This window comes from Streptomyces sp. NPDC046831, from assembly GCF_040645305.1.
In the GTDB taxonomy this organism is placed as follows: Bacteria; Actinomycetota; Actinomycetes; order Streptomycetales; family Streptomycetaceae; genus Streptomyces.
Window position 1 is genome coordinate 91312 of record NZ_JBEYXZ010000002.1, and the last position, 23802, is coordinate 115113.

General features: G+C 74.8%; 18 protein-coding genes. 9 read left to right on the plus strand and 9 right to left on the minus strand.

Translation table 11 applies throughout. The annotated features are described in order from the left end of the window. Positions 1–107: 107 nt before the first annotated feature. Positions 108–1508, minus strand: a complete 1401-nt coding sequence (locus tag ABZ920_RS02320; RefSeq protein WP_361497858.1) for an alkaline phosphatase PhoX — start codon at positions 1506–1508, stop codon at positions 108–110. A gap of 775 nt (positions 1509–2283) precedes the next feature. On the opposite strand from ABZ920_RS02320, the gene ABZ920_RS02325 reads away from it, so the two are divergent. Beyond that, complete coding sequence (locus tag ABZ920_RS02325; RefSeq protein ID WP_361497861.1) at positions 2284–4935, plus strand: SpoIIE family protein phosphatase; 2652 nt, start codon at positions 2284–2286, stop codon at positions 4933–4935. Positions 4936–5148: 213 nt separating this feature from the next. Then, on the plus strand, positions 5149–6006 hold the full coding sequence (locus tag ABZ920_RS02330) for a chitosanase (protein ID WP_361497864.1): 858 nt from the start codon (positions 5149–5151) through the stop codon (positions 6004–6006). A gap of 94 nt (positions 6007–6100) precedes the next feature. Here ABZ920_RS02330 and ABZ920_RS02335 read toward each other — a convergent pair whose 3' ends face one another. Beyond that, complete coding sequence (locus ABZ920_RS02335; RefSeq protein ID WP_361497867.1) at positions 6101–6337, minus strand: hypothetical protein; 237 nt, start codon at positions 6335–6337, stop codon at positions 6101–6103. A 117-nt stretch (positions 6338–6454) separates the two neighbouring features. Next, positions 6455–8287: a glycoside hydrolase family 15 protein gene (locus tag ABZ920_RS02340; protein WP_361497870.1), complete on the minus strand. Its 1833-nt coding sequence runs from the start codon at positions 8285–8287 to the stop codon at positions 6455–6457. A gap of 489 nt (positions 8288–8776) precedes the next feature. Between ABZ920_RS02340 and ABZ920_RS02345 the strand changes: the two genes are divergently transcribed. Continuing rightward, entirely contained in the window at positions 8777–8983 is a 207-nt protein-coding gene (locus ABZ920_RS02345; RefSeq protein WP_361497873.1) for a hypothetical protein, read from the plus strand. Positions 8984–9104: 121 nt separating this feature from the next. Here ABZ920_RS02345 and ABZ920_RS02350 read toward each other — a convergent pair whose 3' ends face one another. Further along, positions 9105–9608: a DUF5709 domain-containing protein gene (locus ABZ920_RS02350; RefSeq protein ID WP_361497876.1), complete on the minus strand. Its 504-nt coding sequence runs from the start codon at positions 9606–9608 to the stop codon at positions 9105–9107. Between the two features lie 345 nt (positions 9609–9953). On the opposite strand from ABZ920_RS02350, the gene ABZ920_RS02355 reads away from it, so the two are divergent. Together ABZ920_RS02355 and ABZ920_RS02360 are read left to right on the plus strand one after the other, a co-directional pair. Continuing rightward, positions 9954–11426 carry an APC family permease gene (locus ABZ920_RS02355; RefSeq protein ID WP_361497879.1) on the plus strand — a complete coding sequence of 491 codons (1473 nt, stop codon included), beginning with the start codon at positions 9954–9956 and terminating at the stop codon, positions 11424–11426. Positions 11427–11437: 11 nt separating this feature from the next. Then, complete coding sequence (locus tag ABZ920_RS02360) at positions 11438–12397, plus strand: hypothetical protein (protein WP_361497882.1); 960 nt, start codon at positions 11438–11440, stop codon at positions 12395–12397. Here the strand turns inward: ABZ920_RS02360 and ABZ920_RS02365 are convergent. Beyond that, a complete protein-coding gene (locus tag ABZ920_RS02365) occupies positions 12351–13904 on the minus strand; it encodes a hypothetical protein (RefSeq protein ID WP_361497885.1) in 1554 nt (517 codons plus the stop codon). The two genes, ABZ920_RS02360 and ABZ920_RS02365, sit on opposite strands and share 47 nt — an antisense overlap. Before the next feature lie 233 nt (positions 13905–14137). Between ABZ920_RS02365 and ABZ920_RS02370 the strand changes: the two genes are divergently transcribed. Continuing rightward, on the plus strand, positions 14138–14521 hold the full coding sequence (locus ABZ920_RS02370; RefSeq protein ID WP_361497888.1) for a BlaI/MecI/CopY family transcriptional regulator: 384 nt from the start codon (positions 14138–14140) through the stop codon (positions 14519–14521). Positions 14522–14707: 186 nt separating this feature from the next. Here ABZ920_RS02370 and ABZ920_RS02375 read toward each other — a convergent pair whose 3' ends face one another. Together ABZ920_RS02375 and ABZ920_RS02380 are read right to left on the minus strand one after the other, a co-directional pair. Next, positions 14708–17077, minus strand: a complete 2370-nt coding sequence (locus tag ABZ920_RS02375) for a glycosyl hydrolase family 65 protein (RefSeq protein WP_361497891.1) — start codon at positions 17075–17077, stop codon at positions 14708–14710. Then, on the minus strand, positions 17074–17814 hold the full coding sequence (locus ABZ920_RS02380) for a beta-phosphoglucomutase family hydrolase (RefSeq protein ID WP_361497894.1): 741 nt from the start codon (positions 17812–17814) through the stop codon (positions 17074–17076). Before ABZ920_RS02380 ends, ABZ920_RS02375 begins: the two co-directional genes overlap by 4 nt. A 680-nt stretch (positions 17815–18494) precedes the next feature. Here ABZ920_RS02380 and ABZ920_RS02385 point away from each other — a divergent pair. After that, on the plus strand, positions 18495–19205 hold the full coding sequence (locus ABZ920_RS02385) for a nucleoside/nucleotide kinase family protein (RefSeq protein WP_361497897.1): 711 nt from the start codon (positions 18495–18497) through the stop codon (positions 19203–19205). 495 nt (positions 19206–19700) lie between these two features. After that, entirely contained in the window at positions 19701–21422 is a 1722-nt protein-coding gene (locus ABZ920_RS02390) for a glycosyltransferase family 39 protein (protein WP_361497900.1), read from the plus strand. 275 nt (positions 21423–21697) lie between these two features. Here ABZ920_RS02390 and ABZ920_RS02395 read toward each other — a convergent pair whose 3' ends face one another. Together ABZ920_RS02395 and ABZ920_RS02400 are read right to left on the minus strand one after the other, a co-directional pair. Continuing rightward, entirely contained in the window at positions 21698–22138 is a 441-nt protein-coding gene (locus ABZ920_RS02395; protein ID WP_361497903.1) for a DUF3662 domain-containing protein, read from the minus strand. Positions 22139–22225: 87 nt separating this feature from the next. Then, the gene (locus ABZ920_RS02400; RefSeq protein ID WP_361497906.1) at positions 22226–22387 is read right to left on the minus strand and encodes a hypothetical protein; all 162 of its coding nucleotides are present in this window, start codon (positions 22385–22387) and stop codon (positions 22226–22228) included. A gap of 192 nt (positions 22388–22579) precedes the next feature. On the opposite strand from ABZ920_RS02400, the gene ABZ920_RS02405 reads away from it, so the two are divergent. After that, a complete protein-coding gene (locus ABZ920_RS02405; protein ID WP_361497909.1) occupies positions 22580–23503 on the plus strand; it encodes a MurR/RpiR family transcriptional regulator in 924 nt (307 codons plus the stop codon). Positions 23504–23802 lie beyond the last annotated feature (299 nt).

Here is a 23802-nt window from a genome sequence, read left to right on the forward strand (position 1 = left end):
CCGACGGGTGCGGGGCGCCGCGAACGCGAGCGCCCCGCACCGCGCGAGGGGCCACCGGCCACCGGCTACCGGCTACCGGCTACCGGCTACCGGCTACCGGCTACCGGCTACCGGTGGAACGGTCCGGTGACCGCGAAGGTCGTGCCGGGCGTGTAGCAGTTGACGTACATCGTCCTGCCGTCCGGGGCGAAGGTGACGCCGGCGAACTCGCCCCACTCGGGGGCCTCGGGCGTGCCGATGTTCTGGCGGTTGCGCGCCATGGCGTACACCTCGCCGCGGCGGGTCACGCCGAAGACGTGCTGCGCGCCGTTGCCGTCCTCGCAGACCATGAGACCGCCGCTGGGCGCCATGCAGATGTTGTCCGGCGACTCGCCGGGCAGCTGCACGTCCGTGCCCGGGCCGAAGACGACGACCAGCGTGAGGCGGCGCCTCGCGGGGTCGTAGCGCCAGATCTGCCCGAAGTGGTCCGCGGCCGAGCCCTCCGCGCTGCGGGCGAAGGAGGACACGAAGTACACGCACGACCCGCCCCAGTAGCAGCCCTCCAGCTTCTGGGCGTGGGTGATGCCCCTGGGCCCGAAGTCCTGCAGGCGGACCGGCGTCCGGACGGCGAGCGGGTCCGGTACGTCCACCCACTCGATGCCGTCGAAGGAGGCGCCCGTCTCCTGGATGGCGGAGAGGTCCGGCACGCCGGGGACGCGCATGGCCTGGAGCAGGCCGCCCGCCCGCAGCGAGCCGGTGCCGCCCCGCGGTTTCTCGGGCAGAAAGCGGTAGAAGAGGCCGAAGGGCTGCTGGAAGGCGTCCTCGGTCTCGTAGACGACGCCGCGACCGGGGTCGATCGCGACCGCCTCGTGCTGGAAGCGGCCCATGGCGGTCAGCGGTACGGCTCCGGTGCGGCGGGGATCGGCCGGGTCGACCTCGAAGATGAAGCCGTGGTCCTTGGTGTAGCCACTGGTGCCGGCCTTGTCCTCGGTCTCCTCGCAGGTCAGCCAGGTGCCCCAGGGAGTACGCCCGCCGGCGCAGTTGACGGCCGTACCGGCGATGGCGACCCGCTCGGACAGGACGTTCCCGCGGCCGTCCAGGGTCAGGGCCGTACAGCCACCCTTGCCGGCGGGGTCGTAGGTGAGGCCCTCCACGGCGGGGACGGGGATGGCCGCGGTGGCGCGGTTCTCGTGGTTGCGCACGAGGTGCGTAGGGCCGCCCCTGCCCGCGAAGGCGGCCATGCCGTCGTGGTTGCCGGGGACCGGTCCCTCCCCGGAGCGGAGGGGGTCGCCCTCGCGGGAGAGCACCCGGTAGCGGAAACCTTTCGGTAGGTCGAGCAGGCCGTCCGGATCGGGAACGAGGGGGCCGTGGCCGGAGCGGCCGAACGCGCTCGCCGTACCCGCGAAGAGCTCCGAGAGCGCTCCGGTGAACGCGATGCCCACCCCCACGGCGCCGGAGCGGGCGAGTACCCGGCGTCGCGTCGCGGTCCCGCTGTCTCCGGGCGTGGCGTCGGACCTGGTTTCGGACATGGGGCAACCTTCCTGCTGGCGGACAGGAACAGTGACCCGCAGTGTCTACCACCTGCCGCCGGCCTCGGGAACCACGCGTGTGGCCCGTGTCCTCACCCGCCCCGGTGGCGCCGGCGGCCGGCGGGCCGCCGAAGACCGGCCGGCGCCGGGGACCCCTCGGCCGCCCGCCGATGTGCCCCGACGCAGGCGCCGCGGCGGGAACGGCTGCCCGGAACACCGTCCCCGCCCACGCGAATCCGCCTTGCCGGGTCGGGCGCCCACCGGGACGGCACCCCGGGTCTGCCTCAGCCCGAGCACCGGCGAGGGCGATCCGGCGCACGGCCGCGGTCGCGGTCGCGGTCGCGGTCGGCCCGATGATGTGCACGCTGCCGGGCCGGCCGCGGACCTCCTGGTACACCCGCAGGGGATGATCGTCCCGCACGGCCACGGCGGAGTGCCCGTCCCGCCGCCGCCCCGGCGAGGGGCCCGCCCGGACGGAGGGTCCATCCCGCACCGCCCCGCCGGAAGTCCCGCTCCCCCGGCCCCGTCCACGGCCGCCCCGGTCGCCCCGGGCCCGCAGCGCCGCGGCACGTCCGGGCCCCGTACGGCGCGGGCCCCGTGCGGCGCGGGCGCCGCCGTGACGGCTCTCGCCTCGTGGGCCCCGGCAGTGTAGACATGCCTCATGGTCCGGCTCCCGCGTCGAACCGCCACCCGGTCGGCCCGTCCTCCGAGCGGGGCCGGGCACGTCGCGGACGTGCCCGGCCCCGCTCGCCGAGCCCGTGAGCAGGCGGCGCGGATGCGCTCCGCCCGAGGGCGCGCCGAGGGGCTGCGGGCATCGCTCGGCGGGCGCAGCGTCGCCGGCCAGGTGTTCGTGCTCCAGGTCGTCATCGTGCTCCTGCTGGTCCTGGCGGCCGTGGTGGCGCTGGTGCTGCAGGTGCAGCACGACAGCACGGTGGAGGCCCGCAACCGCTCCCTCGCCGTCGCCGAGGCCTTCGCCAACGCGCCCGGCACCCGGGAGGCCCTGAGCTCCCCGAACCCCACCGCCGTGCTCCAGCCACGGGCCGAGGCCGCACGCAGGGCGAGCCACGTCGACTTCGTGGTCGTGCTGAACACCGACGGCATCCGCTACACCCACCCCAAGCCCGACCGCATCGGGAGGAAGTTCGTCGGCTCGCTGGAGCCGGCGCTGGCCGGCCACACGGTGGTCGAGGAGATCGAAGGGACGCTCGGGCCGCTGGTGCAGGCCGTGGTGCCGGTGAAGGCCCCGGACGGGACCGTCGTGGGCCTGGTGTCGGCCGGCATCACCACCAGGAACATCGGCGGGATCACGGACCGGCAGCTGCCGCTCGTGCTGTCCGCCGCGGGCGTCGCCCTGGCCCTGGCGACGGCGGGGACGGCGCTGGTGAGCAGGCGTCTGCTGCGCCAGACCCACGGGCTCGGGCCGGGCGAGATGACCAGGATGTACGAGCACCACGACGCCGTCCTGCACTCCGTCCGCGAGGGCGTGGTCATCGTCGGCGACCAGGGCGATCTGCTGCTCGCCAACGACGAGGCGCACCGCCTGCTCGACCTGCCCGAGGACGCCGAACGGCGGAAGGTGCTCGACCTGGGTCTCGATCCCGGGACCGCGGAGCTGCTGGCCTCCGGGCGGACGGCCACCGACGAGGTGCACCTGGTCGGCGACCGGCTGCTCGCGATCAACCAGCGGCCCACGGACATCGACGGCCGGCCCTCCGGCAGCGTCGCCACCCTGCGCGACTCCACCGAGCTGCGTGCGCTGTCCGGCCGGGCGGAGGTGGCGCGGGAACGCCTCACCCTGCTCTACGACGCGGGGACCGGCGTCGGCACGACCCTGGACGTGACCCGGACCGCCGAGGAACTGGCCGAGACGGCCGTGCCCCGGTTCGCCGACTTCGTCACCGTCGACCTGTACGACGCCGTGCTGAGGGGTGAGGATCCCGAGGGCGGGGCGGACCTGCGCCGGTCAGCGGCCGCCGGGATCCGCGACGACGCCCCGCTGTACCCGGTCGGCGCGCAGCTCCACTTCGTGGCCTCCTCCCCGCAGGGGCGCGCCCTGCACACCGGCCGGCCGGTCCTCGAACCGCGTCTGGACGAGGCCCCCGGCTGGCACGCCCAGGACCCCGCCCGCGCCCGGAGGATCGTGGACTACGGCATCCACTCGCTGATCACCGTGCCGGTGCGGGCCGGCGCCCGGGTGCTGGGCCTGGTGAACTTCTGGCGCGCGCAGAAGGCCGAGCCGTTCGACGCCGAGGAGGTGGCCCTGGCGGAGGAGCTGGTCGCCCGGGCCGCGGTGTCGATCGACAACGCGCGCCGCTACACCCGCGAGCACAGCATGGCCGTGGCCCTCCAGCGCAGCCTGCTGCCGCGCAGCCTGCCGGAGCAGAGCGCCCTGGACATCGCCTACCGCTACCTGCCCGCGCAGGCGGGCGTGGGCGGTGACTGGTTCGACGTGCTGCCGCTGTCCGGTACGCGGGTGGCGCTGGTCGTGGGGGACGTGGTCGGCCACGGGCTGCACGCGGCGGCCACCATGGGGCGCCTGCGGACGGCGGTCCACAACTTCGCGGCCCTGGACCTTCCCCCCGAGGAGCTGCTCGGGCTGCTCGACGAACTCGTCGGCCGGATCGACCAGCACGAGACACCGGACGGCGGGAGCGCTCCGGTGGCGGGCGCGACCTGCGTGTACGCCGTGTACGACCCGGTGTCCCGGCACTGCTCCGTCGCCCGCGCCGGCCATCCGCCGCCCGCCGTGGTCCGCCCCGACGGCAGCGTGACCTTCCCGGACGTGCCCGCCGGTCCCCCGCTCGGCGTCGGGGGGCTGCCGTTCGAGGCGGCCGACCTCGTCCTGGAGGAGGGCAGCCGGCTGGTGCTGTACACCGACGGGCTCATCGAGGACCGGCGGCGCGACATCGACGCCGGGCTGGAGGACCTGCGGGCGGCCCTGGCGGCGGCCGGCGAGTCTCCGGAGGAGACGTGCCGCGCGGTGGTCGACACCCGGCTGATGGAGCGGCCGGGCGACGACATCGCCCTGATCGTCGCGCGCACCCGGGCCCTCGGCGCGGACCGGGTCGCGGAGTGGCAGGTACCGGCGGACCCGGCGGCGGTCGGCGAGGTGCGCACGTCGGTGACCCGGCGGCTGGCGGAGTGGGGCCTGGACGAGCTGGCGTTCACCACGGAGCTCATCCTCAGCGAGCTGGTGACGAACGCGATCCGCTACGGCAGCGAGCCCATCGGGGTGCGGATGCTGCGGGACCGCACGCTGATCTGCGAGGTGTTCGACGGCAGCAGCACCTCACCGCACCTGCGTTACGCGGCCGGCACGGACGAGGGCGGGCGCGGGCTGTTCCTGGTGGCGCAGCTCGCCGAGCGCTGGGGGACCCGCTACACCCCCACGGGCAAGGTGATCTGGGCCGAGCAGCCGCTGCCCTGACCGCGCTCCCTCCGGCGAGCCGGCGGCCGCCGGCGGCACGTCCGACGTTCCCGTCCAGCCTCTCCCCCACCCGTTCGACTTTCGTACGTCTCTACGAACTCCCGTCGTAACGGTCCCCCGCGGTGCGGCTCCCTGATAGGAAACCTTCCTGCCAGATCCGGTCCGGGCACGCCCCGGGCCACCTGCCACCCCCCACCTCTCTGAGGAGACCCCGTGCATGCTCCGCACCGCGACTCCGCACCTCCCGCGTCCGCCCGGTCCGCCACCCCGGCCTCCCGCCGCTCGGTCCTCGCGCTGATCGGCGCCTGCGTGGCGTCCGTCCCCCTGCTGTCCGCCCCGCACGCCGCGGGGGCACCCACGGCCGCCGGCCTGGACGACCCGGCCAAGAAGGAGACCGCCATGAAGCTGGTGTCGAGCGCGGAGAACTCCTCGCTCGACTGGAAGGCCCAGTACGGGTACATCGAGGACATCGGTGACGGCCGCGGCTACACCGCCGGCATCATCGGCTTCTGCTCCGGCACCGGCGACATGCTCGACCTGGTCGAGCTCTACACCGGCCGCAAGCCCGGCAACGTGCTCGCCCGGTACCTGCCGGCCCTGCGCCGGGTCGACGGCACCGACTCCCACGACGGACTGGACCCCGACTATCCGCGGGACTGGCGGACGGCCGCCCGCGACGCGGTCTTCCAGCAGGCGCAGAACGACGAGCGCGACCGCGTGTACTTCAACCCCGCCGTGCGGCAGGGGAAGACGGACGGGCTGCGGGCGCTCGGCCAGTTCGCGTACTACGACGCCATCGTCATGCACGGCGACGGCGGCGACCCGACGAGCTTCGGCAGCATCCGCCGGCGCGCCCTGCGCACCGCGAAGCCGCCGGCCCAGGGCGGCGACGAGGTGACCTACCTGAACGCGTTCCTCGACGCGCGGGTGTGGGCGATGAAGCAGGAGGAGGCGCACAGCGACACCAGCAGGGTCGACACGGCCCAGCGGGTCTTCCTGCGGAAGGGCAACCTCGACCTCGACCCGCCGCTGGACTGGAAGGTGTACGGGGACTCCTACCACATCGGCTGATCCCCGCGCCGTCCGCCGCGGCGCGGGCGCCCGTGGAAGGCCGGCCCGGGTGTGCTGCCCCTCGGGGCCCGGGCCGGCCTGGGTGCGCGCGCCGTCAGCCGCCGTTCAGCCGCGAACGCAGCAGCTGCTTGCCCATGTCGGCACCCTTGCGGCTGTCCGACTGCGCCTTGCGGAACAGCTCCACGAGTTCGTTGTCCTCGTCGCGTTCGGCGTCCTGGATGTACTGCTCGAGCCGCAGTGCGTTGTTCAGGCACGCCTCGACGTACCAGATGAGGTTGTAGTCCTTGTCAGGCGTGCCGGTGACGTGGCCGGTCTCGCTGCTGCTCGTCATACGGACCTCCTCCTCTGTGGGTCTTCGACCTTCGTCCTGGGTGCGCCTCCGGGTACCCGTGCCGGCCGTCGCCCACACACCGCACCACCTGCGTGAACGGCCCGGCACCCGCCCGGGTCAGCCGAGGGCGCGGTCGAGGTTGTAGGCGGCGCTGATCAGCGACAGGTGGGTGAAGGCCTGGGGGAAGTTGCCCTGCTGCTCCCCGGTGCGGCCGATCTCCTCGGCGTACAGGCCGAGGTGGTTGGCGTAGGTCAGCATCTTCTCGAACGCCAGTCGGGCCTCGTCCAGGCGGCCGGCGCGGGTGAGCGCCTCGACGTACCAGAAGGAGCAGATGGAGAACGTCCCCTCGTCGCCGCTCAGGCCGTCCGGGCTGGCCTCGGGATCGTAGCGGTAGACGAGGGAGTCGGAGACCAGTTCCGCCGCCAGCGCGTCCAGGGTGGACAGCCACTTGGGGTCGGTGGGCGCGATGAACTTCGCCAGCGGCATCATCAGCACGGCGGCGTCCAGCACGTCGCCGCCCTCGTACTGGACGAAGGCCTGCCGCTTCGCGGACCAGCCGTGGTCCATGATGCGGCGGTAGACGGCGTCCCGGCACTGCCGCCAGCGCACCAGGTCGGCGGGCAGGCCCCGGCGGTTGGCCAGCCGGATGGCGCGTTCGATGGCCACCCAGCACATCAGGCGGGAGTAGAGGAAGGGGTGGCGGCCGCCGCGGGTCTCCCACACGCCCTCGTCGGGCTGGTCCCAGTGGCCGCAGACCCAGTCCACCAGCGCGCACACGTCGTCCCACTGGCCGCTGGAGATGGGCTCGGCCCACTTGTCGTAGAGGTAGACCGAGTCGACGAGGGCGCCGTAGATGTCGAGCTGGAGCTGGCCGGCGGCCGCGTTGCCGACGCGGACCGGGCCCGAGCCGTCATACCCCTCGAGATGGCCGAGGGTCCCTTCGGACACGTCGGTGCGGCCGTCGATGCCGTAGAGGACCTGCAGCGGGCCCCCCGCCGAGCCGTCGCCGGGGCTGATGTGCCGGGTGAGGAAGTGCATGAAGGCCTCCGCCTCACCGCTGAAGCCGAGCCGCAGCAGCGCGTAGACGGCGAAGGCGGCGTCGCGCACCCAGACGTAGCGGTAGTCCCAGTTGCGCTCGCCGCCGAGCCGTTCGGGCAGGCTCGTGGTGGGCGCGGCGACGATGGCGCCGGTCGGCGCGTAGGTCAGCAGTTTCAGCGTCAGGGCGGAGCGGTGGACCATCTCCCGCCAGCGGCCGCGGTAGCGGGAGGCGGCCAGCCAGCGCCGCCAGTAGGCGACCGTCGCCGTGAACGCCTCCTCGGCCTCGACGTGGGCACACCGGCGCGGGCTCACGACGCCGCCGACCTGGTCCAGGGCGAAGACGGCCGACTCCCCCTCGACGAGCTTGAAGTCCGCCCGGACATCGGGGCCGTCCACGGTCAGGGGCACGGTGGCGGTCAGCGCGAGCGACAGCCCGGCGGACTCGAACAGGGTCAGCCCGCCGGTCGCACGGACGGTGTGGGGATCCCTGCCGTAGTGGAAGCGCGGAGCCACCCGGGTCCGGAAGGGCAGCGTGCCGCGGACGCACACCACGCGGCGGATGAGCCGGTGCCGGTCGGCCTCGGCGGCGTCCGCGGTCACCGGCATGAAGTCCTGCACCTCGCCGACGCCGTCATCGGCGAAGAACCTGGTGATCAGCACGTTGGTGTCGGGGAAGTAGAACTGCTTGGTCCGGGCGGCCTCCGCGGCGGCGAGCTCGAAACAGCCGCCCCGCTCCGCGTCCAGGACGGACGCGAAGACGCTCGGGGCGTCGAAGCGGGGGCAGCAGTACCAGTCGATCGTGCCGTTGCTGCCGACGAGCGCGACGGTGCGCAGGTCGCCGATCAGTCCGTGCTCGGAGATGGGCAGGTAGCGCGGAGCGGGCGCGTCCTGCCTGCTGAAGGTGTCGGCCATCGCAGCAGCCTCCCTGTCCGCGGACGCACGGACTGCTTCCAGCTTAGGACCGCGAACAGAACGGCGGTCCGGTCGGCGGGAGGCGTCCGGTGCGTACGCCTGCAGGGCGCCGGAGGGTTCTCGTGGCGGAGCCGGTCTCGGCGCCCACGGCCCGCGGGTGACCTCGCACGGGCACAGCCGAGCCTGGGGGGTGCGCACCCGGGTGCCGGGCGCTCGTGCTGTCCGGAGCTCCCGGGCGCGCGGCGGCGGAGGTTTCCCGGTGGGACGGGCAGGTACTCCTCAGGACAGGTACTCCTGCGACGGGCAACCGGCCGGGGTCCACCCCGGCGGCACCGGCCCGTTCCGGCCGCGACCGCGGCAGCCGGCGCAGGTGGCCTCCGGATGCGGGGCGCCGCGAGGCACGGAATCGTGGGAGCAGGTCCCGTCTCGCGCGGCACGGGCGCCGGTGCGGCGGCCGGCTCGGAGGAGACCCGGACTCGAGGAGGAGACATGTCGCCGTCACAGCCCGACTCATCCCGTTCGTCCGGGGAGCACGTCACCCCGGACCATGTGCTCCACGCCCGCACCGGCACCGATGTCTCGGCCGAGGACATCGTGCTGGCCGCGGGCAGGGACATCACCCCGAAGAACCTCGAGTGGGCCCAGCGCAAGCTGGCCGCGGAGGGGCCGGTCGCGATCGAGAAGCTGCTGCCCTGACCCGCCCGGGGTCCCGGCAGCGGCACCGCCGCAGCGCGGGGCACCGGAGCGCCGCTCCGGTGCCCCGGGCCGGCGGCACGCGCAGTACCGCCGGACGCCTCCTACGGCCGCACGGGCGGGCTCACGGGCGCTCGGGGTCCAAGGGCAGGGGTTCGTCGGGCAGCTCGGTGTCCTCCTCGACGACGTGCACGGCGGCTTCCTCCGCTCCGGCGGCGCCCGCGTCGATGCCCACGTCGTGGGCCACTTCCTCCTTGGTGGTGTCGGTGTGCGCGCCCTGGTCGGGGGCCACCAGACGGCCGGCGCGGCGGCTGCCCGCCTCCGGGTCCACCGGCTCGCCCTCGCCGCCGGGCAGGTCGCCCACCCCGTCACCGACCTCCTCGTCCACCTCGGGCACTTCCTGGGCGAGCCGCTGGTCGAGGGTCTCCCCCTCGTGCTGCTCGGCGGCCGTGACGCCGTGCTTGGTGACGCCGAAGGGCTTCTCGGGCGGAGAGTAGCCCTCGTCGAGGATCTCGTCGTACGTCGGTTCCTCCAGCGCGTCCGACAGGTCCAGCGGCGCGGCGTCCTCCTGCTCCTCGTTGTCCCCGGTCGGCTGGTACGCGTCGTCGGCCATCGGGTTGGTGCTCACGAGTGCCTCCCTGGCATCGGCTCGTCTCAGAGGTGTCGTGATCCGCGTTTCCCGGTACGGCGGTCCTAACCAACCGGTACGTCGGCGGTGACCAACCGGGCGAAACGGCCGGCGTCGCTCCCGTCCCCGCTCACGAGCGCTCCGGCCGATCTTGAAGGCCTCTTCCGCGCCGCTATCATCACCTCCACACGGTGTGATCATCCGACCGCCGCGGCGGTGGGCGATGCCCACACCACCCCCGTTCCCCGGCCCCTTCCGAGGCCTTGCTCGGACGGATCCGTGCCGGCTCCCCACGCGTCCGGGCCAGGCCGCCCCCGCGTCGTGCACGACGGAAAGCAGCGCATGATGAGCAACAGCAGGGGCCGAGGGCTGCAGGCAGGCGCCCTCGGGACCTTCGACACCGTGGTGATGGCCGTGGCGGGCAGTGCCCCGGCGTACTCGCTGGCGGCGACCACCGCGGTCCTGGTCGGGGCGGTGGGCCTGGCCAGTCCGGCGGCCCTGCTGTACTGCCTGATACCGATGCTGGGCATCGCGCTGGCGTTCAGCTACCTCAGCCGGATCGACGTCAACGCGGGCGCCAGCTACTCCTGGGTGGGCCGCACGCTCCACCCGTTCCTCGGCTTCCTCAGCGGCTGGGCCCTCGTCGTGTCGGCGACCATCTTCATGGTGGCCGGTTCGCTGCCCGCCGGGTCGATGACGCTGGCCCTGTTCGACGCCTCGCTGGCCGAGGACACGGCCCTGTCGACGGTGGTCGGCGCGGGCTGGTTCGTGCTGATGCTGCTGGTGGTGCTGGGCGGAGCCCGGCTGACCGTGCGGGCGCAGCTCGTCATGTCGGGTGTGGAGCTCGCCCTCCTCGCGCTGTTCGCGGTCCTCGCCGTCCTCCACACCGGCGACGCCCGGCCCTTCGACTGGTCGTGGCTGGGCTTCGGCCATTTCGACGGGGTGTCCGGGTTCGCCTCCGGCGCCCTCATCGCCGCGTTCTACTACTGGGGCTGGGACGTGACCAGCAACCTCAGCGAGGAGACCCGCGACAGCCGCCGCACGACCGGGCTCGCGGGGCTGATCGGCGTGGGCGTCGTCTTCCTGCTGTTCGAGGTGTTCACCATCGCGGTGAACGTCGTGCTGTCCTCGCGGCAGATCCACGCGAACGAGGCCAACGTGCTGGCGGTGCTCGGCGAGGAGCTGTGGCCGGGCTGGGGCGGCAAGCTGCTGGTGGTCTCGGTGATGCTGTCCACCATCGCCACCCTGGAGACCACGCTGATCCAGGTCACCCGCTCGCTGTTCGCCATGGGCCGCGACCGCACGATGCCGTCCGCGCTGGGCCGTGTGCACCGCACCTGGAACACGCCCTGGGTGGCCGTGACCGTGGTCGGCGGGGTGGCGCTGGCCCTGTTCATCGCGTCCAACGCGCTGGGCACGGTGGGCGACATCCTGGCGAACGCCATCTCGGCGATCGGCCTGCAGATCTCCGTCTACTACGGCCTGACGGGCCTGGCGGTGGTGGTCGCCTACCGCAGGATGCTGCTGAAGTCGGTGGCCCACTTCGTCCTCGGCGGGGTGTGGCCGCTGCTGGGCGCGCTGTTCATGTTCTGGGTCTTCGTCGAGTCGCTGGGCGAGCTGGAGCCCGCCGCGATCGCCATCGGCATCGGCGGCCTGGCCGCCGGTCTCGTGCCGATGCTGTGGTACTGGCGGCGGGGCAGCGACTACTACCGGCCGGCGAAGCTGGACGCCGCCCGCACGGTCCGGGCCGACTACGTTCCCGGCGGCCGCGCGGGCGAGCAGGCCCGTGGGTACGAGGGTCTGCCCACCGACTTCTGAGGACGAGCCCGATGGCACGCGAGAGCCGCACCCCCGACTTCGACCCCGACTGCGGGGACCAGGCGCTCACCTCCGCCCGCCATGACATCGTCATCGGCCGCTGGCAGGGCCTGCGGGAGCTGCTGCGGGACACCGGTGCCGACTGGCCGGTGCGGGGACACCGGGTCCGGCTGCTGGCGCAGGCGTGCGCGGGCAGTTCGACCGTGGAGTCCTGGCTGGCCGCCGAGCCGCACAGCGCGGACGCGCTGGTGCTGCGGGCGGCCACGGAGACGGCCCGCACGTTCCACCTGGCCATCGAGGCGGGCCGGGGCGTGCCGGTCGAGCAGTCCCGGCTGGACACTACGGTGCGGGCCTGCCTGCGGGCCACGGAGACCTGGCCGGAGGACCCCACGCCGTGGATCTCGCTGATCTCCGTCGCCCGGCTGTATCCGACGGGTGTGCGGCGCCGGGAACTGGCCCGCTGGTGGGACGAGCTGCACCGGCGCGATCCCTACAGCGTCGAGGGCCATCTGCAGGTGCTGCACTACTACTCCTCGCGGTGGCACGGCACCCACGGCCTGATGTACGACTTCGCCCGCGACGCGGCCGGGGCGGCGCCGCCCGGCTGCCCCCTGCCGGTGCTGGTGCAGTACGCGCGGGTGGAGGAGTTCCGCTACGTCCTGGAGGGCGCGCGGGGGCAGCGGTCCGCCGTCGGCTGCGGGCAGCAGTGGGACCACGACGGCGCGGTCGGCGACGTACGGCGCACCTGGGAGCGGTGGATCGTGCCGCGCGGGGACGCCGCCGTGGCGCCGGAGGAACTGCGCGACGTCAACTACCTGGCGCACGCGGCCTGTCTCGCGGGTGCCCTGGACATCGCCGGGCCGCTGCTGCGGATGCTGGGCCGCCGGGCCACGAGGACCCCGTGGGCGTACACCGGCGACCCGGTCAGGCAGCTGGAGCGGGGGCGCCGGGAAGCAGGCCTGCCGAGGTGACCGGGAGGGTGCGGGCGGCCGTCGTCCCGGCGCCGGCCGCCGGTGCGACGTACAGCCGCAGCGGGCCGACGCGCCGGGAGGGCCAGCCGCGGGCGTACGCGGGCGGCCGGCCGTCGGCGGTGGTGAGCACGGCCACCGGCATCCGCCGCGCGGCCCGTTCGACGGCGGCCCGGGTGGTGTTGGCGTTCGGGCCGCCGGTCGCGGCGGAGGCGCAGCCGGCGTAGAACGCGATCGGGATGGCGTTCTGCCCGGTGAGCAGGCACGGCTGGCGGACGCCGAGGCGGTGCAGCGCCGCGGCGGTGCGGTCCCAGCCGCGGCGGTCGGCGGTCGTGCGCTGCACCGTGTGGGCGAGGACCGCGAACTGGACGGCGAGGTGCCCGGCGAGTCCCAGCGCGACCAGGGCCGCCACCACCGGCCGCCGGACCCGGCCGCGCACCGTGAGGAGCCGGACGAGGGCGTCGGCGGCGGGGATCGCCAGCAGGGCGTAGGCGGGCAGCAGGAAACGCGGCGCCGCGTACCCGATCAGGAACAGGTAGGGGAACGCGGCCGTGGCGGCGCAGCCCACCGCCACCAGGGCGGGTGTGGCCGGCCGGGCGCGGTGGGCGAGGGCGAGGCCCAGCAGGGCGAGCAGCGGCAGGACGAACCACCAGGCGGTGACCACCGGATGCGGCATCGCGCCGGTGCACGGCCGGCACAGGGTCCGCCCGCCGAGGCTGCGCAGCTGGTCGTCGACGGCGAAGTACCAGCCGAGGCCGCCCTGGATGGCGGAGCCGTCGGACAGCCGCCGCACGAGGCCGCCGTACGCGGCGTAGGCCTCGATCACCCACTCGGCCGCTCCCGCGGCCAGGCCGGCCGACAGCGCGGCCAGGGGCCGCCAGTGACGGCCCCGCAGGGCCAGGGGCAGCAGCGGGAGCACCACCCACACCGCGTCCATGGGCCGCATCCACGCCATCAGCGCGGCTCCGGCGGCCAGGCCCCACAGCCCGGCCCGGTCGGCGCGGTCCGCGCGGGCGCGCAGGAAGCAGCCCGCGCAGACCAGGGCGCCCACGGCCACCCAGTAGTTGGGCATCGCCTGCGGGCCGTAGAACAGCGTCACCCAGAGGGTGGCGAACAGGGCCCCGGCGAGCGCCAGGACGCGTGCGGGGAACATCCGCCGCCACACGCGCAGCGCCAGGTACAGGGCGAGGCCGGACAGCAGCGCCAGGTAGACGCGCAGCAGCGGCGTGGACGACGACCAGGAGGCGACCGGCGCCACGAGCAGCGGGACGCCGCGGGAGCGGGGGGCGCTGAAGAAGGCCGCCGGCGCGTGGGAGCTGACCTGGCTGACGTAGACGGTCTCGTCCCAGCCGAGGCCCATGCCGGGCCGGACGAGGACGAGCTGGGCCGCGGCGAAGGCGGCGGCCACGGCCGCCAGGAGGCGGTCACCGCCGAGCCGGGGACCGCGGGAGCGGCCCGGCGGCCAGGAGCGCCGTGTTCCGGCCGGTGCGGCGTGTGCGGTGTCGGGCATCCGGGCTCCCTCACCCCTCCATGTCGCGGTCGCCCGCGCCGCCCCGCCGCCCCGGGGCCCGGAGGGCGCACGGGGCGGGGGACGCAGGAGAGCGCGGGAAGGACGTCGGATGCCGACCGAACGGCACCGAAGATCACGGAACAAACAACGACAAACTACCCTGTTCCGCACGCTCCCGGAGACAGCGATACCTCCGAAGTCCTGAGGTCCCTACGCGCTGTAAGGTTGTGGGCATGGCTGGCAGAGGGCCTCAGGACAGGACGGGACGGCGCAACGCGGGAGAGCTGGAAGGCGCGGTCCTCACGGCGCTGTGGTCCACCCAGCGGCCCCTGACCCCGGCGGATATCCAGACGGCTCTCGGCGGCGACCTGGCCTACAACACCGTGCACACCATCCTCAAGCGGCTCCACGACAAGGGTCTGGTGCTGCGCGAGGTCGACGGGCGGCGCGGCGCCTACCGGCCCGCCAAGAGCGCGGCGGAGCTGACCGCGGAGGCGATGCACGCGGCTCTGGACCGGGGCCCCGACGCGATAGCCGCCCTGCGGCAGTTCGTCACGGGGCTCAGCCCCGAGGAGGGGCGGGCGCTGCGCGACCTGCTCACCGGCGGCGCGGCCTGACGGCGGGGGCCGTGGCCTCCGCCCCGCACGGCGGCACCGGGCGACGGCCGGAGGGCCGGTTCCCGGCCCGCCGCGCACGGCCGGCCGGGAACCGGCCCTCCGCGTGGGCCGATCCACCTGCCGGGAAGCGGCGAGGGCACGCCCGGGGTGGCCGCCGCTGCCTCGGCGCGGCGGCCACCCCGGGCGTCACCTCTCGCCGTCCTCGCCGTCGCGCCCGCGGGCGTTCGGGCGCCGGTGCGGGGGCTGCTCGGGCGTGGGACGCGGCGTCAGGGGCGGCACCGGGCGGGTCACGGGGGTGTCCGGCTGCACCGTGACCGGCTCGCCGTGGTGGTGCAGCGTCAGCGTCTCCCCGGACAGCAGCGAGTACGTCGCGTCGTGCTGGCCGATGTCCACGCACAGCCGGCGGCCGCGGAACTGCAGGCTGAAGACCAGGCGCCGGAACTTCTCCGGCAGCCGCGGCGCGAACGCCAGCATGTCGCCGGCCCGGCGGGTGCCACCGAAACCCGCGACGAGTGCCACCCACGTCCCCGCGAGCGACGCGATGTGCAGGCCGTCGCGGGTGTTGTGCTCCAGGTCGTCCAGGTCCATCAGGGCCGCCTCGGCCGCGTAGTCGTAGGCCAGGCGCAGGTGGCCCGCCTGGGCGGCGATCACGGCCTGGACGCACGCCGACAGGGACGAGTCCCGGACCGTCAGCGGCTCGTAGTACGCGAAGTTGCGGGCCACCTGCTCGTCGTCGAAGTGGCTGCCACAGGCGTACATGGCGAGGACCAGGTCCGCCTGCTTGACGACCTGCTTGCGGTACAGGTCGAAGTAGGGGAAGTGCAGCAGCAGCGGGTACTGGTCGGGGCGGGTGGCCGCGAAGTCCCAGGACTGGTAGCGGGTGAAGCCCTCGTGCTGCTCGTGCACCCCGAGCGTGGGGTTGAACGGCACGTGCATGGCCTCGGCGGCGTCCCGCCACGCGGCGCTCTCCTCGTCGTCGACGCCGAGCTGCTCCGCCTCCTTCGGGTGGCGTTCGACGGCGTCGGCGGCGGCCAGCAGGTTCGCCCGCGCCATGAGGTTGGTGTACGTGTTGTCGTCGGCGATCGCGCTGTACTCGTCGGGACCGGTGACGCCGTCGATGTGGAAGGCGCCGTGGTGGTCGTGGTGGCCGAGCGACCGCCACAGGCGGGCCGTCTCCACCAGCAGCTCCACGCCGGTGTCGCGTTCGAAGTCGTCGTCGCCGGTCGCCGAGACGTACCGCACCGCGGCGTGTGCGATGTCGGCGTTGACATGGAACGCGGCCGTCCCCGCGGGCCAGTACGCCGACCCCTCCTGGCCCTCGATGGTCCGCCAGGGGAAGGCGGCGCCCCGCAGCCCGAGCTGGGCGGCCCGCTCCCGGGCGGCGGGCAGCGTGTTCTGCCGCCAGCGCAGCGCCTCGGCGACGGCGCCCGGCGCGGTGTACGTCAGCACCGGCAGCACGAACATCTCGGTGTCCCAGAAGGCGTGCCCGTCGTAGCCGGAGCCGGTCAGGCCCTTGGCGGGGATGGCCCGCTGCTCAGCGCGGGCACCGGCCTGCAGGACGTGGAACAGGGCGAAGCGGACGGCCTGCTGGATCTCCTCGTCGCCGTCCACCTCGACGTCGGCCCGCGCCCAGAAGTCGCTCAGGTACTCCTCCTGCTCGCGCACCAGGCCGCCGAAGCCGCCGAGCGCGGCCGCCGCCAGCGCCGCGTCCGCCTGGTCCCTTATCGCCGGCAGGGAGCGCACGCCGGACCAGCCGTGCGAGACGAGCTTCTCCACCCGCAGCCGCTGCCCGGGTTCGAGGAGGGAGGTGACCGTGAGCCGGGCCATGTCGGGGTGGCTCTCGCCGGAGACCGTCGTGCGCTCGGGGCCGGAGACGACGTGGTCGGCGGCCACCGCGACGCGCAGACCGCTGTTGCGGGTGCGGTGGACCAGGCGCAGCCGGCTGCCGGAGGAGAAGTGCTCCTCCGGCTCCAGCGGGGCCTGGAGCGCCACCGCGGCACGCGGGTCGCCGTCGGTGTCCGGCAGTTGCTCGTTGGCGACGAGCTCCGACTGGATCACCACGCGTGTCTGCCCGTCGAGGGCCTCCACCTCGAAGACCACCGCGGCGATCGAGCGCTGGGTGAGGGAGACCAGCCGGGTGGAGCGCAGGCGGACCGCCGAACCGGCCGGCGAGACCCACTCGCAGGTCCGCTCCAGCACTCCCCGGCGCATGTCGAGGACGCGCTCGTGGGAGACGAGGCGGCCGTAGCGCAGGTCGAACGGCTCGTCGTCGACGAGCAGGCGCAGGATCTTGCCGTTGGTGACGTTGATGACCGTCTGGCCGGACTCCGGGTAGCCGTAGCCGGCCTCCGCGTACGGCAGCGGGTGCACCTCGTGCACGCCGTTGAGGTAGGTGCCCGGCAGGCCGTGCGGTTCGCCCTCGTCGAGGTTGCCGCGCCAGCCGACGTGCCCGTTGGACAGCGCGAACACGGACTCGCTCTGGGCGAGGACGTCCAGGTTGAGTTCCGTCTCGCGGACGGTCCACGGCTCGACGGCGTACGAGCGCTGCGTGATCACGTGTCGCTCCCCAGCTCGGCGAGGTCCTTGACGACGACGCTCGCGCCGTGCGCGTACAGCGCGTCGGTCTGGCCGACGCGGTCGACGCCGACGACGTATCCGAAGCCGCCCGCGCGGCCCGCGTCCATGCCGGCCAGCGCGTCCTCGAACACGGCGGCGTGCGCGGCCTCGACGCCGAGGTCGTGGGCGGCGGCGAGGAACGTGTCCGGGTGCGGCTTGCCCGGCAGCTTCCGCTCGGCGGCGACCACGCCGTCCACGCGGACGTCGAACAGCCGCTCCGCGTCGATGGAGCGCAGCACCTCGCGGGTGTTGGCGCTGGAGGAGACGATCGCGGTGCGCAGGCCCGCGGCCCGGACCGCGTGGAGGTAGCGCAGCGTGCCCTGGTAGGGCTCCACGCCCTCGGCGCGGATCTTGCGCAGCACCAGCTCGTTCTTGCGGTTGCCGAGGCCGTGGACGGTCCGGGCGTCCGGCGGGTCGTCGGGGGTGCCCTCGGGCAGCTCGATGCCGCGGGAGGCGAGGAAGGCGCGGACGCCGTCGGCGCGGGGCCGCCCGTCGACGTACTCGTCGTAGTCGTCGGCCTGGTCGAAGGGCCGGAAGTCGTCGCCGTCCCGCTCGCGCAGGAACGCGTCGAAGGTCTCCTTCCAGGCGGCCGCGTGGACGACGGCCGTCTTCGTGACGACCCCGTCGAGGTCGAAGAGGCAGGCTTGGATGTCTTCGGGCAGACCGAGCTCTGTCATACAGGCACCTTTCCCCGCGGCGCGGCGTTGAGAGGGTGTCGAGTGCCACACGGAGCGTACTTTCCGAGGCCGTCCCGCACACGGATGCGGGCGGCCCGCGATCCGGGCGGCCGAGGAGCTCGCCGCGCGGGAGGGGGCCCCGGGCGGTATGACGCGGCGCCTGCGCCGGACCGCGGTGTCCGGCGCCGCGGTCGGCGTGCGGGGCCGCCGGGGATGCGGCCGGACGCTGTTGTCGGACCACGATGAGGGCAGCGGGCCGGGCGCGCCCTAGCCGCGACGGCCGGGCACGACGCCCACGCCGAACCCCGGTGCCCGGCACCCACCTCGGCGTGCAGGGTGGCCGAACCCGGGACGGGCGTCGTCGGACCACAATGAGGACAGCGGGCCGGGCGCGCCCTTGCCGCGACGGCCGGGCACGACGCCCACGCCGAACCCCGGTGCCCGGCACCCACCTCGGCCTGCGGGGTGGCCGAACCCGGGACGAGCGTCATCGGACCAGGGTGAGAGGTGCGGGCAGAGGGCGCCCTTTCGGCGCCCACCCGGGACGCCGGCGCACGGCCTGGCGTCGCGGCGAGCGACGACGAGAGGCGGGCCGCCGGGGCCGGGGCGTGGCTCACTCGCCCACCGCGCAGTGCCGGGGCCCGGCATGCCGACGGCGGACGGGTGGCACACTGGCGCGTGTGCTGGTGACCTTCGACGACCTCCTCGTCCGTGCCCGCGACCTGGCCCGGGACGGCCGCCGCGCGGTCCTCGGCATCGCGGGCAGCCCCGGCTCGGGCAAGTCGACGCTCGCCGAGCACCTGGTGCGGGCGCTGAACGGACCGGACGGCTCGTGGGCCGCGCAGGTCCCGATGGACGGCTTCCACCTCGCCGACGCCGAACTGGACCGGCTCGGCCGCAGGGACCGCAAGGGCGCGCCGGACACCTTCGACGCCGCCGGGTACGCGGCCCTGCTGCGACGGCTCCGCGAGGAGGACGAGCGGCCGGACGGCGAGACGGTGTACGCGCCCGGGTTCGAGCGCGTCCTGGAGCAGCCGGTCGCCGGTGCGCTACCGGTCCCGCCGTCGGTCCGGCTGGTCGTGACGGAGGGCAACTACCTGCTGCTGGACACCGGCGCCTGGTCCCGTGTGCGGCCCCACCTGGACGAGGTGTGGTTCTGCGAGACGGAGGAGCGGGAACGCGTCCGCCGGCTGGTGGCCCGCCACGAGCGGTTCGGCAAGGACCACGACGCCGCGGTCGCCTGGGTCCTGGGCAGCGACCAGCGCAACGCGGACCTGGTGGCGGCCACCCGCGACCGGGCGGACCTGATCGTCCCGGCGAGCGCCGTGCCGCAGCCGGGCGAACCGCAGGCCTGCGCGCCGCCGGAGCACGGTCCGGCCGGGCGGGGATAACCCCGGCGCCCTGCGGACCGCCGACCGGAACACCGCCCGGGCACGGTCCGGCCGGGCGCGGGTGAACCCTGGCGCCGTGCGGACCGCGGACCTGCGCGCCGCCCGGGCACGGGCCGTCCCGGCGCGGGTGCACCCGCTGCCGTGCGGACCTGCGCACCGCCCGGGCGCGGGTGAACCCCGGTTCCGCGCGGACTGCGGACTTTCGCACCGCCCGAGCGCGGGTGACCGTGCCGTGCGCGCACGGACCGCCAGATCGCCCGAGCACGGCTGGACCCCCGGTTCCGTACGGTGCGCGGACCTGCGCGACCGCCGAACAGAGTCCGGTCGGGCGGGGATGAACCCCGGGCGGCCGCGGGACGTACCGGTGTGTACGGCGGGCGGTCCGCCGGTACGACTGGTGAAGCGGTGACGCCCTGGCGGCGGGTGCCGGTGCGGACGGCCCGGCCGTGACCCGGCTGCCGACCGCCCCGCCCCACCGGCGGCGCCGCGGGGCGGATGATGGCGCGAGAACAGCTGACGGTCCCGGCCACCGAGCCCGGCGGCGCGGCCGCACCCCGCGCGCCGGGCGGCGCCGGGAGCGCGGCGGCACGCGCGTACGCCCGGCTGCGGCGCCACCGGCGGTGGCTGGTGCCGCTCGCCGTGGCCGTGCTGCTGGCCCAGCTGGCCGTCGCGGCGGTCACCGCGGCGGCCGAGCAGACGCCGACCATCGACGAGCCGGTCTACGTGGGCACGGCGGCCGTCTGCCTGCGCGAGCACAGCCTGGCCTGCAACCCGGAGCACCCGCCGCTGGGGAAGCTGGCCGTCCTCCTCGGGGTCATGGCCGCCGATCCGCACGTCGACCGGTCCTTCACCGGCGACCAGGGCCGGCTCGGGCGGCATCTGCTGTACGAGTCCGGCAACGACCCGTGGCGGCTGATGCTCTGGGCAAGGCTCCCGGTGATCGCGCTGACGCTGCTGTTCGGGCTGGTGGTGTTCGCGTTCGCCCGTGACCTCGTGGGCCGGGCGGGCGCCCTGGTGGCGCTGGCGCTGTACGCCTTCTCCCCCGACGTCGTGGCGCACGGGTCGCTGGCCACCCTGGACGTGCCGGCGGCCGGCTTCGTGGTGACGTCCGCGTGGCTGCTGTGGCGGGCGCGCCGGCGTCCCCGGCTGTACCTCCCGCTCGCCGGTGCCGCGCTGGGGGCGGCGCTGGCCACCAGGATGAGCACGCTGCCGGCGGTGCCCGTGCTGGCACTGCTCGCGGCGGGGTCCGTGTGGTCGTCCCGGCGCCCCTCCGGGCGCGCCGCCCGGGCCAGGGCGCTCGCGGCGGGCGCCGGACGGGCCGGCGTCGCGGTGGCGGTCGCGTTCGCCGTCGTGTGGGCCGCCTACCTGGTGGTCGATCCGCGGCTGCGGTGGTCGCCGGCGGCACCGGTGCCGGCCGTGCACGGGCTACGGGCCCTGCTGGTCGCTCTGCTGCCGGTGCCCGAGGCCTACCGGGACGGAATGCGGATGCAGTTCGGTCTGGAGGGACTGCCGTGGCAGGGCTACCTCTTCGGGCAGGTGTACACCGGGTCCCGCTGGTACTACCTGCCGGCCGCGCTGCTGGTGAAGACCCCGCTCGGGCTGCTGGCCCTCGGCACGGCGGGCGCCGTCGCGGTGGCGGCCGTGCGGCGGCTGCGGCCGGCGGCGCCGTACGTGCTGATCCCCCCGGCGGTGCTGCTGGCCGCGGCGACGCACTCGTCGCGGGACCTCGGCACCCGCTACGCCGTGTTCGTGCCGATGTTCCTGGCGGTGGCCGCGGGCGCGGTGACCGCCGTGCGCGGGCGGTGGACGGCAGCGGCGGCGCTGCTGCTGGTGGCGTTCGCCGCGGTCAGTTCGCTGCGGACGTATCCCTACTACCTGCCGTACGCGAACGAGGCGTTCGGCGGGCCGGCACGGACCCGTCTGTGGCTGCACGACTCCAACGTCGACTGGGGCCAGGATCTGGGGCGGCTCGCCGAGCGGTTGCGCACGCGCCACCCGGGCGAGCGGGTCTGGCTGGTCTACAAGGGCAGCGGTGTGCCCGCGTACTACGGCATCCACGCCGCCGACCCGCGCCGCGTTCCCCCGGAGCGGGTACGCGGCCTGCTGGTGGTGTCCGACTCGGCGGCCGCCAAGGCGCGGGGGCGGCTGGCGGAACTGCTCGCCGGGAGCCGTCCCGTCGACGACGTCGGGCACTCGATCACGATCTACCGGCGCTGACACCGCGCCGGCCGCGCAGGGCACACGGCTCGGGCGGCGGGCCGCGCAGGGCACACGGCTCGGGCGGCGGTTCCCGGGCGGGGACACCCCGCCCGCGTGCGAACCGCCGGCGGAGACTCTCCGCGGCCGGCGGTGGTCGTCCGGCGCGGGCTCCGGGCCGTCACGGCCCTTCGGTCACGGCCCGCCGGCCGTCGCACCTCCACGATCGGGACCGCCGGCCCTCCCCGGTCGGGTACCGCCGTCGTCACGCGTCCCCGGTCACGGTCCGCCGGCCGTCACGCCTCGTCGAGCGCGGTCCGGCCCTCAGCCGGCGGCGCCTCGGGCGGCGTGCGGAACGCCTCGGCGCTGACGTGCTGCATGACGTGGCTCTCCACGCGGTAGCGGCCGTTGGGCAGATCGTGCCCGCGGGTGATGTGCACCGTCAGCGGGCCGGCCCACGTATAACCCTTCCGCTCGGCGTGCCGGGCCAGGCTGTCGGTGAGCACCTGGCCCACCCCGCTGCCGCGGCGCGTCAGCTCGTCGTGGACGCTGCCGGCGAGCTCGACGTCGTAGGCGTTGGGCACGATGACGCGGTCGTGGCTGCACACGACCGCGTGGGCGTCGCACTCCTGCCGCAGCGCGTCGAGGAGTTCGACCGGTTCCTTGCCGGCGATCCGCGCCCGCAGCGCCTCCCACCGGTTCTCCAGGGCCTGTTCCAGGGCGCTGAGTGCGCTCATTCGGGCTTCACCTGCCGAAGGATCGGGTGTCGTCTGCCGGACCGTGGGGGGGTGGGAGGCCGGGGTCGGTGTCAGCGGTCCGTCCGGTCAGCTCTCCTCGTAGTCCTCGGGGCGCACCTGCGCCTCCTCGAACGCCTCGCGCAGGGTGCGGCCGGTGGCGCCCGCGTCCTGCGACTCGTTCTCCTCCCGGTTCTCCAGCACCTCGTCGGTGGTGTCGGTCTTCGGGCGGTTCTCCTCGGGGACGGTCATGACGGACCTGCTCCTCGTCTGTGGTGTGCGGTCTTACCCGAGGCGGGTTCCCGTAGGGCGCGCGCCTATCCCTCCCGTCGTCGGCGGGTGGCCGGCATCCGCCGACGGTGGACGGGGCGCCCGGCGCAGTCCCAGGTCACGACGGTGAGTGAGCTATGTTGAACCCCTGTGGGAGACAAAGGAGGCGCTTCGGTGCCATCGCCGCAGCAGGCTCGCGCGCAGGCGTCCGCGATCACCTCGGGGAAGACGGTGCCCGAGGCGGAGGCCGCTCCGACCTCCCAGCTGCGGGCCCTCTTCGACGGCCCCCACCTCTCCCCCGGCCAGCGCCGTATCGCCCAGTACCTGATCGAGAACATCGCCGAGGCGGCCTTCCTGTCCATCACGGACCTCGCGGAGCGGGTCGGCGTCAGCCAGCCGTCGGTGACGCGCTTCGCCGCGGCCGTCGGTTTCAGCGGATACCCGGCGCTGCGCGAGAGGCTCCAGTCGATCGCGCTGCGCACCCTCGCCGTCGGGCCGGGCGCGGCCGAGGAGGACCGGAGCAACGAACTGCAGGCCGCGATCGACGCCGAGATCGCCAACCTGGAGAACCTGCGCCGCGACGTCGCCGATCCCGACCGGGTCATCGACACCGGCCGGCAACTGTCGCGGTCGACGCCGCTGACCGTGCTCGGGCTGCGGATCTCGGCGTCGCTCGCCGAGTACTTCGCGTACGCGGCACGGCGCATCCACCCCGACGTACGGCTGGTCACGCGCGGGGGGAGCGTGGCCTACGACGCGCTGCTGCAGTCCCGCGAGGCGGGCGGCACCTGGGTCCTGGCCTTCTCGATGCCCCGGCACGCCCAGGAGACCCTCACGGCCGTCCGGGTCGCCCGGGGCGCCGGGCTCAAGGTGGCCCTGATCACCGACCTGGCGCTGGGCCCGGTCGCCGACGAGGCCGACGTCACCTTCGCCACCGGGACCGGCTCACGCCTCGTCTTCGACTCCTACGCCGCGCCCGGGGTGATGTGCGCGGCGCTGCTGCAGGCCATGACGGACGCCGACCCGGAGCGGACCCAGGCCCGCCTGGAGGAGTACGAACAACTGGCGGACGAGCACCGGTTCTTCCTGGAGGACTGACCTCGTTCCTCCCCGGAGGGACTGACCGCGTTCTTCAAGGGCCGACCGCGTAGCGCCGACCGCCTTCTCAGGCGGACCGAGAGCGGCGCCGTCGCCACGGCGCCGCTCTCGGCGCCGCGTCGGCGGAACGGCACGGCGACCCCGCTGGGCCGACTCGGCCTGTGCGCCGAGCAAGGCGTCCACGCGCCGGGAGGCGTGCGTCCTGCGCGCCCGTGCGGGGCGCCGTCCGTGTCCTGACGGGCCCGCGGCCTGGAACGCCGTGCGGGGGCCTCGGGCCGCGCGTCGCCGCCACGCGTTCT

Excerpts from the sequence above, each read along its gene's own strand:
- ABZ920_RS02370 (WP_361497888.1), top strand. The coding sequence starts at position 14,138 with ATGGCTGGCAGAGGGCCTCAGGACAGGACGGGACGGCGCAACGCGGGA.
- ABZ920_RS02335 (WP_361497867.1), bottom strand. The coding sequence starts at position 6,337 with ATGACGAGCAGCAGCGAGACCGGCCACGTCACCGGCACGCCTGACAAG.
- ABZ920_RS02360 (WP_361497882.1), top strand. The coding sequence starts at position 11,438 with ATGGCACGCGAGAGCCGCACCCCCGACTTCGACCCCGACTGCGGGGAC.
- ABZ920_RS02400 (WP_361497906.1), bottom strand. The coding sequence starts at position 22,387 with ATGACCGTCCCCGAGGAGAACCGCCCGAAGACCGACACCACCGACGAG.
- ABZ920_RS02365 (WP_361497885.1), bottom strand. The coding sequence starts at position 13,904 with ATGCCCGACACCGCACACGCCGCACCGGCCGGAACACGGCGCTCCTGG.
- ABZ920_RS02395 (WP_361497903.1), bottom strand. The coding sequence starts at position 22,138 with ATGAGCGCACTCAGCGCCCTGGAACAGGCCCTGGAGAACCGGTGGGAG.
- ABZ920_RS02390 (WP_361497900.1), top strand. The coding sequence starts at position 19,701 with ATGATGGCGCGAGAACAGCTGACGGTCCCGGCCACCGAGCCCGGCGGC.
- ABZ920_RS02355 (WP_361497879.1), top strand. The coding sequence starts at position 9,954 with ATGAGCAACAGCAGGGGCCGAGGGCTGCAGGCAGGCGCCCTCGGGACC.
- ABZ920_RS02320 (WP_361497858.1), bottom strand. The coding sequence starts at position 1,508 with ATGTCCGAAACCAGGTCCGACGCCACGCCCGGAGACAGCGGGACCGCG.
- ABZ920_RS02380 (WP_361497894.1), bottom strand. The coding sequence starts at position 17,814 with ATGACAGAGCTCGGTCTGCCCGAAGACATCCAAGCCTGCCTCTTCGAC.
- ABZ920_RS02325 (WP_361497861.1), top strand. The coding sequence starts at position 2,284 with ATGCGCTCCGCCCGAGGGCGCGCCGAGGGGCTGCGGGCATCGCTCGGC.
- ABZ920_RS02340 (WP_361497870.1), bottom strand. The coding sequence starts at position 8,287 with ATGGCCGACACCTTCAGCAGGCAGGACGCGCCCGCTCCGCGCTACCTG.
- ABZ920_RS02345 (WP_361497873.1), top strand. The coding sequence starts at position 8,777 with ATGTCGCCGTCACAGCCCGACTCATCCCGTTCGTCCGGGGAGCACGTC.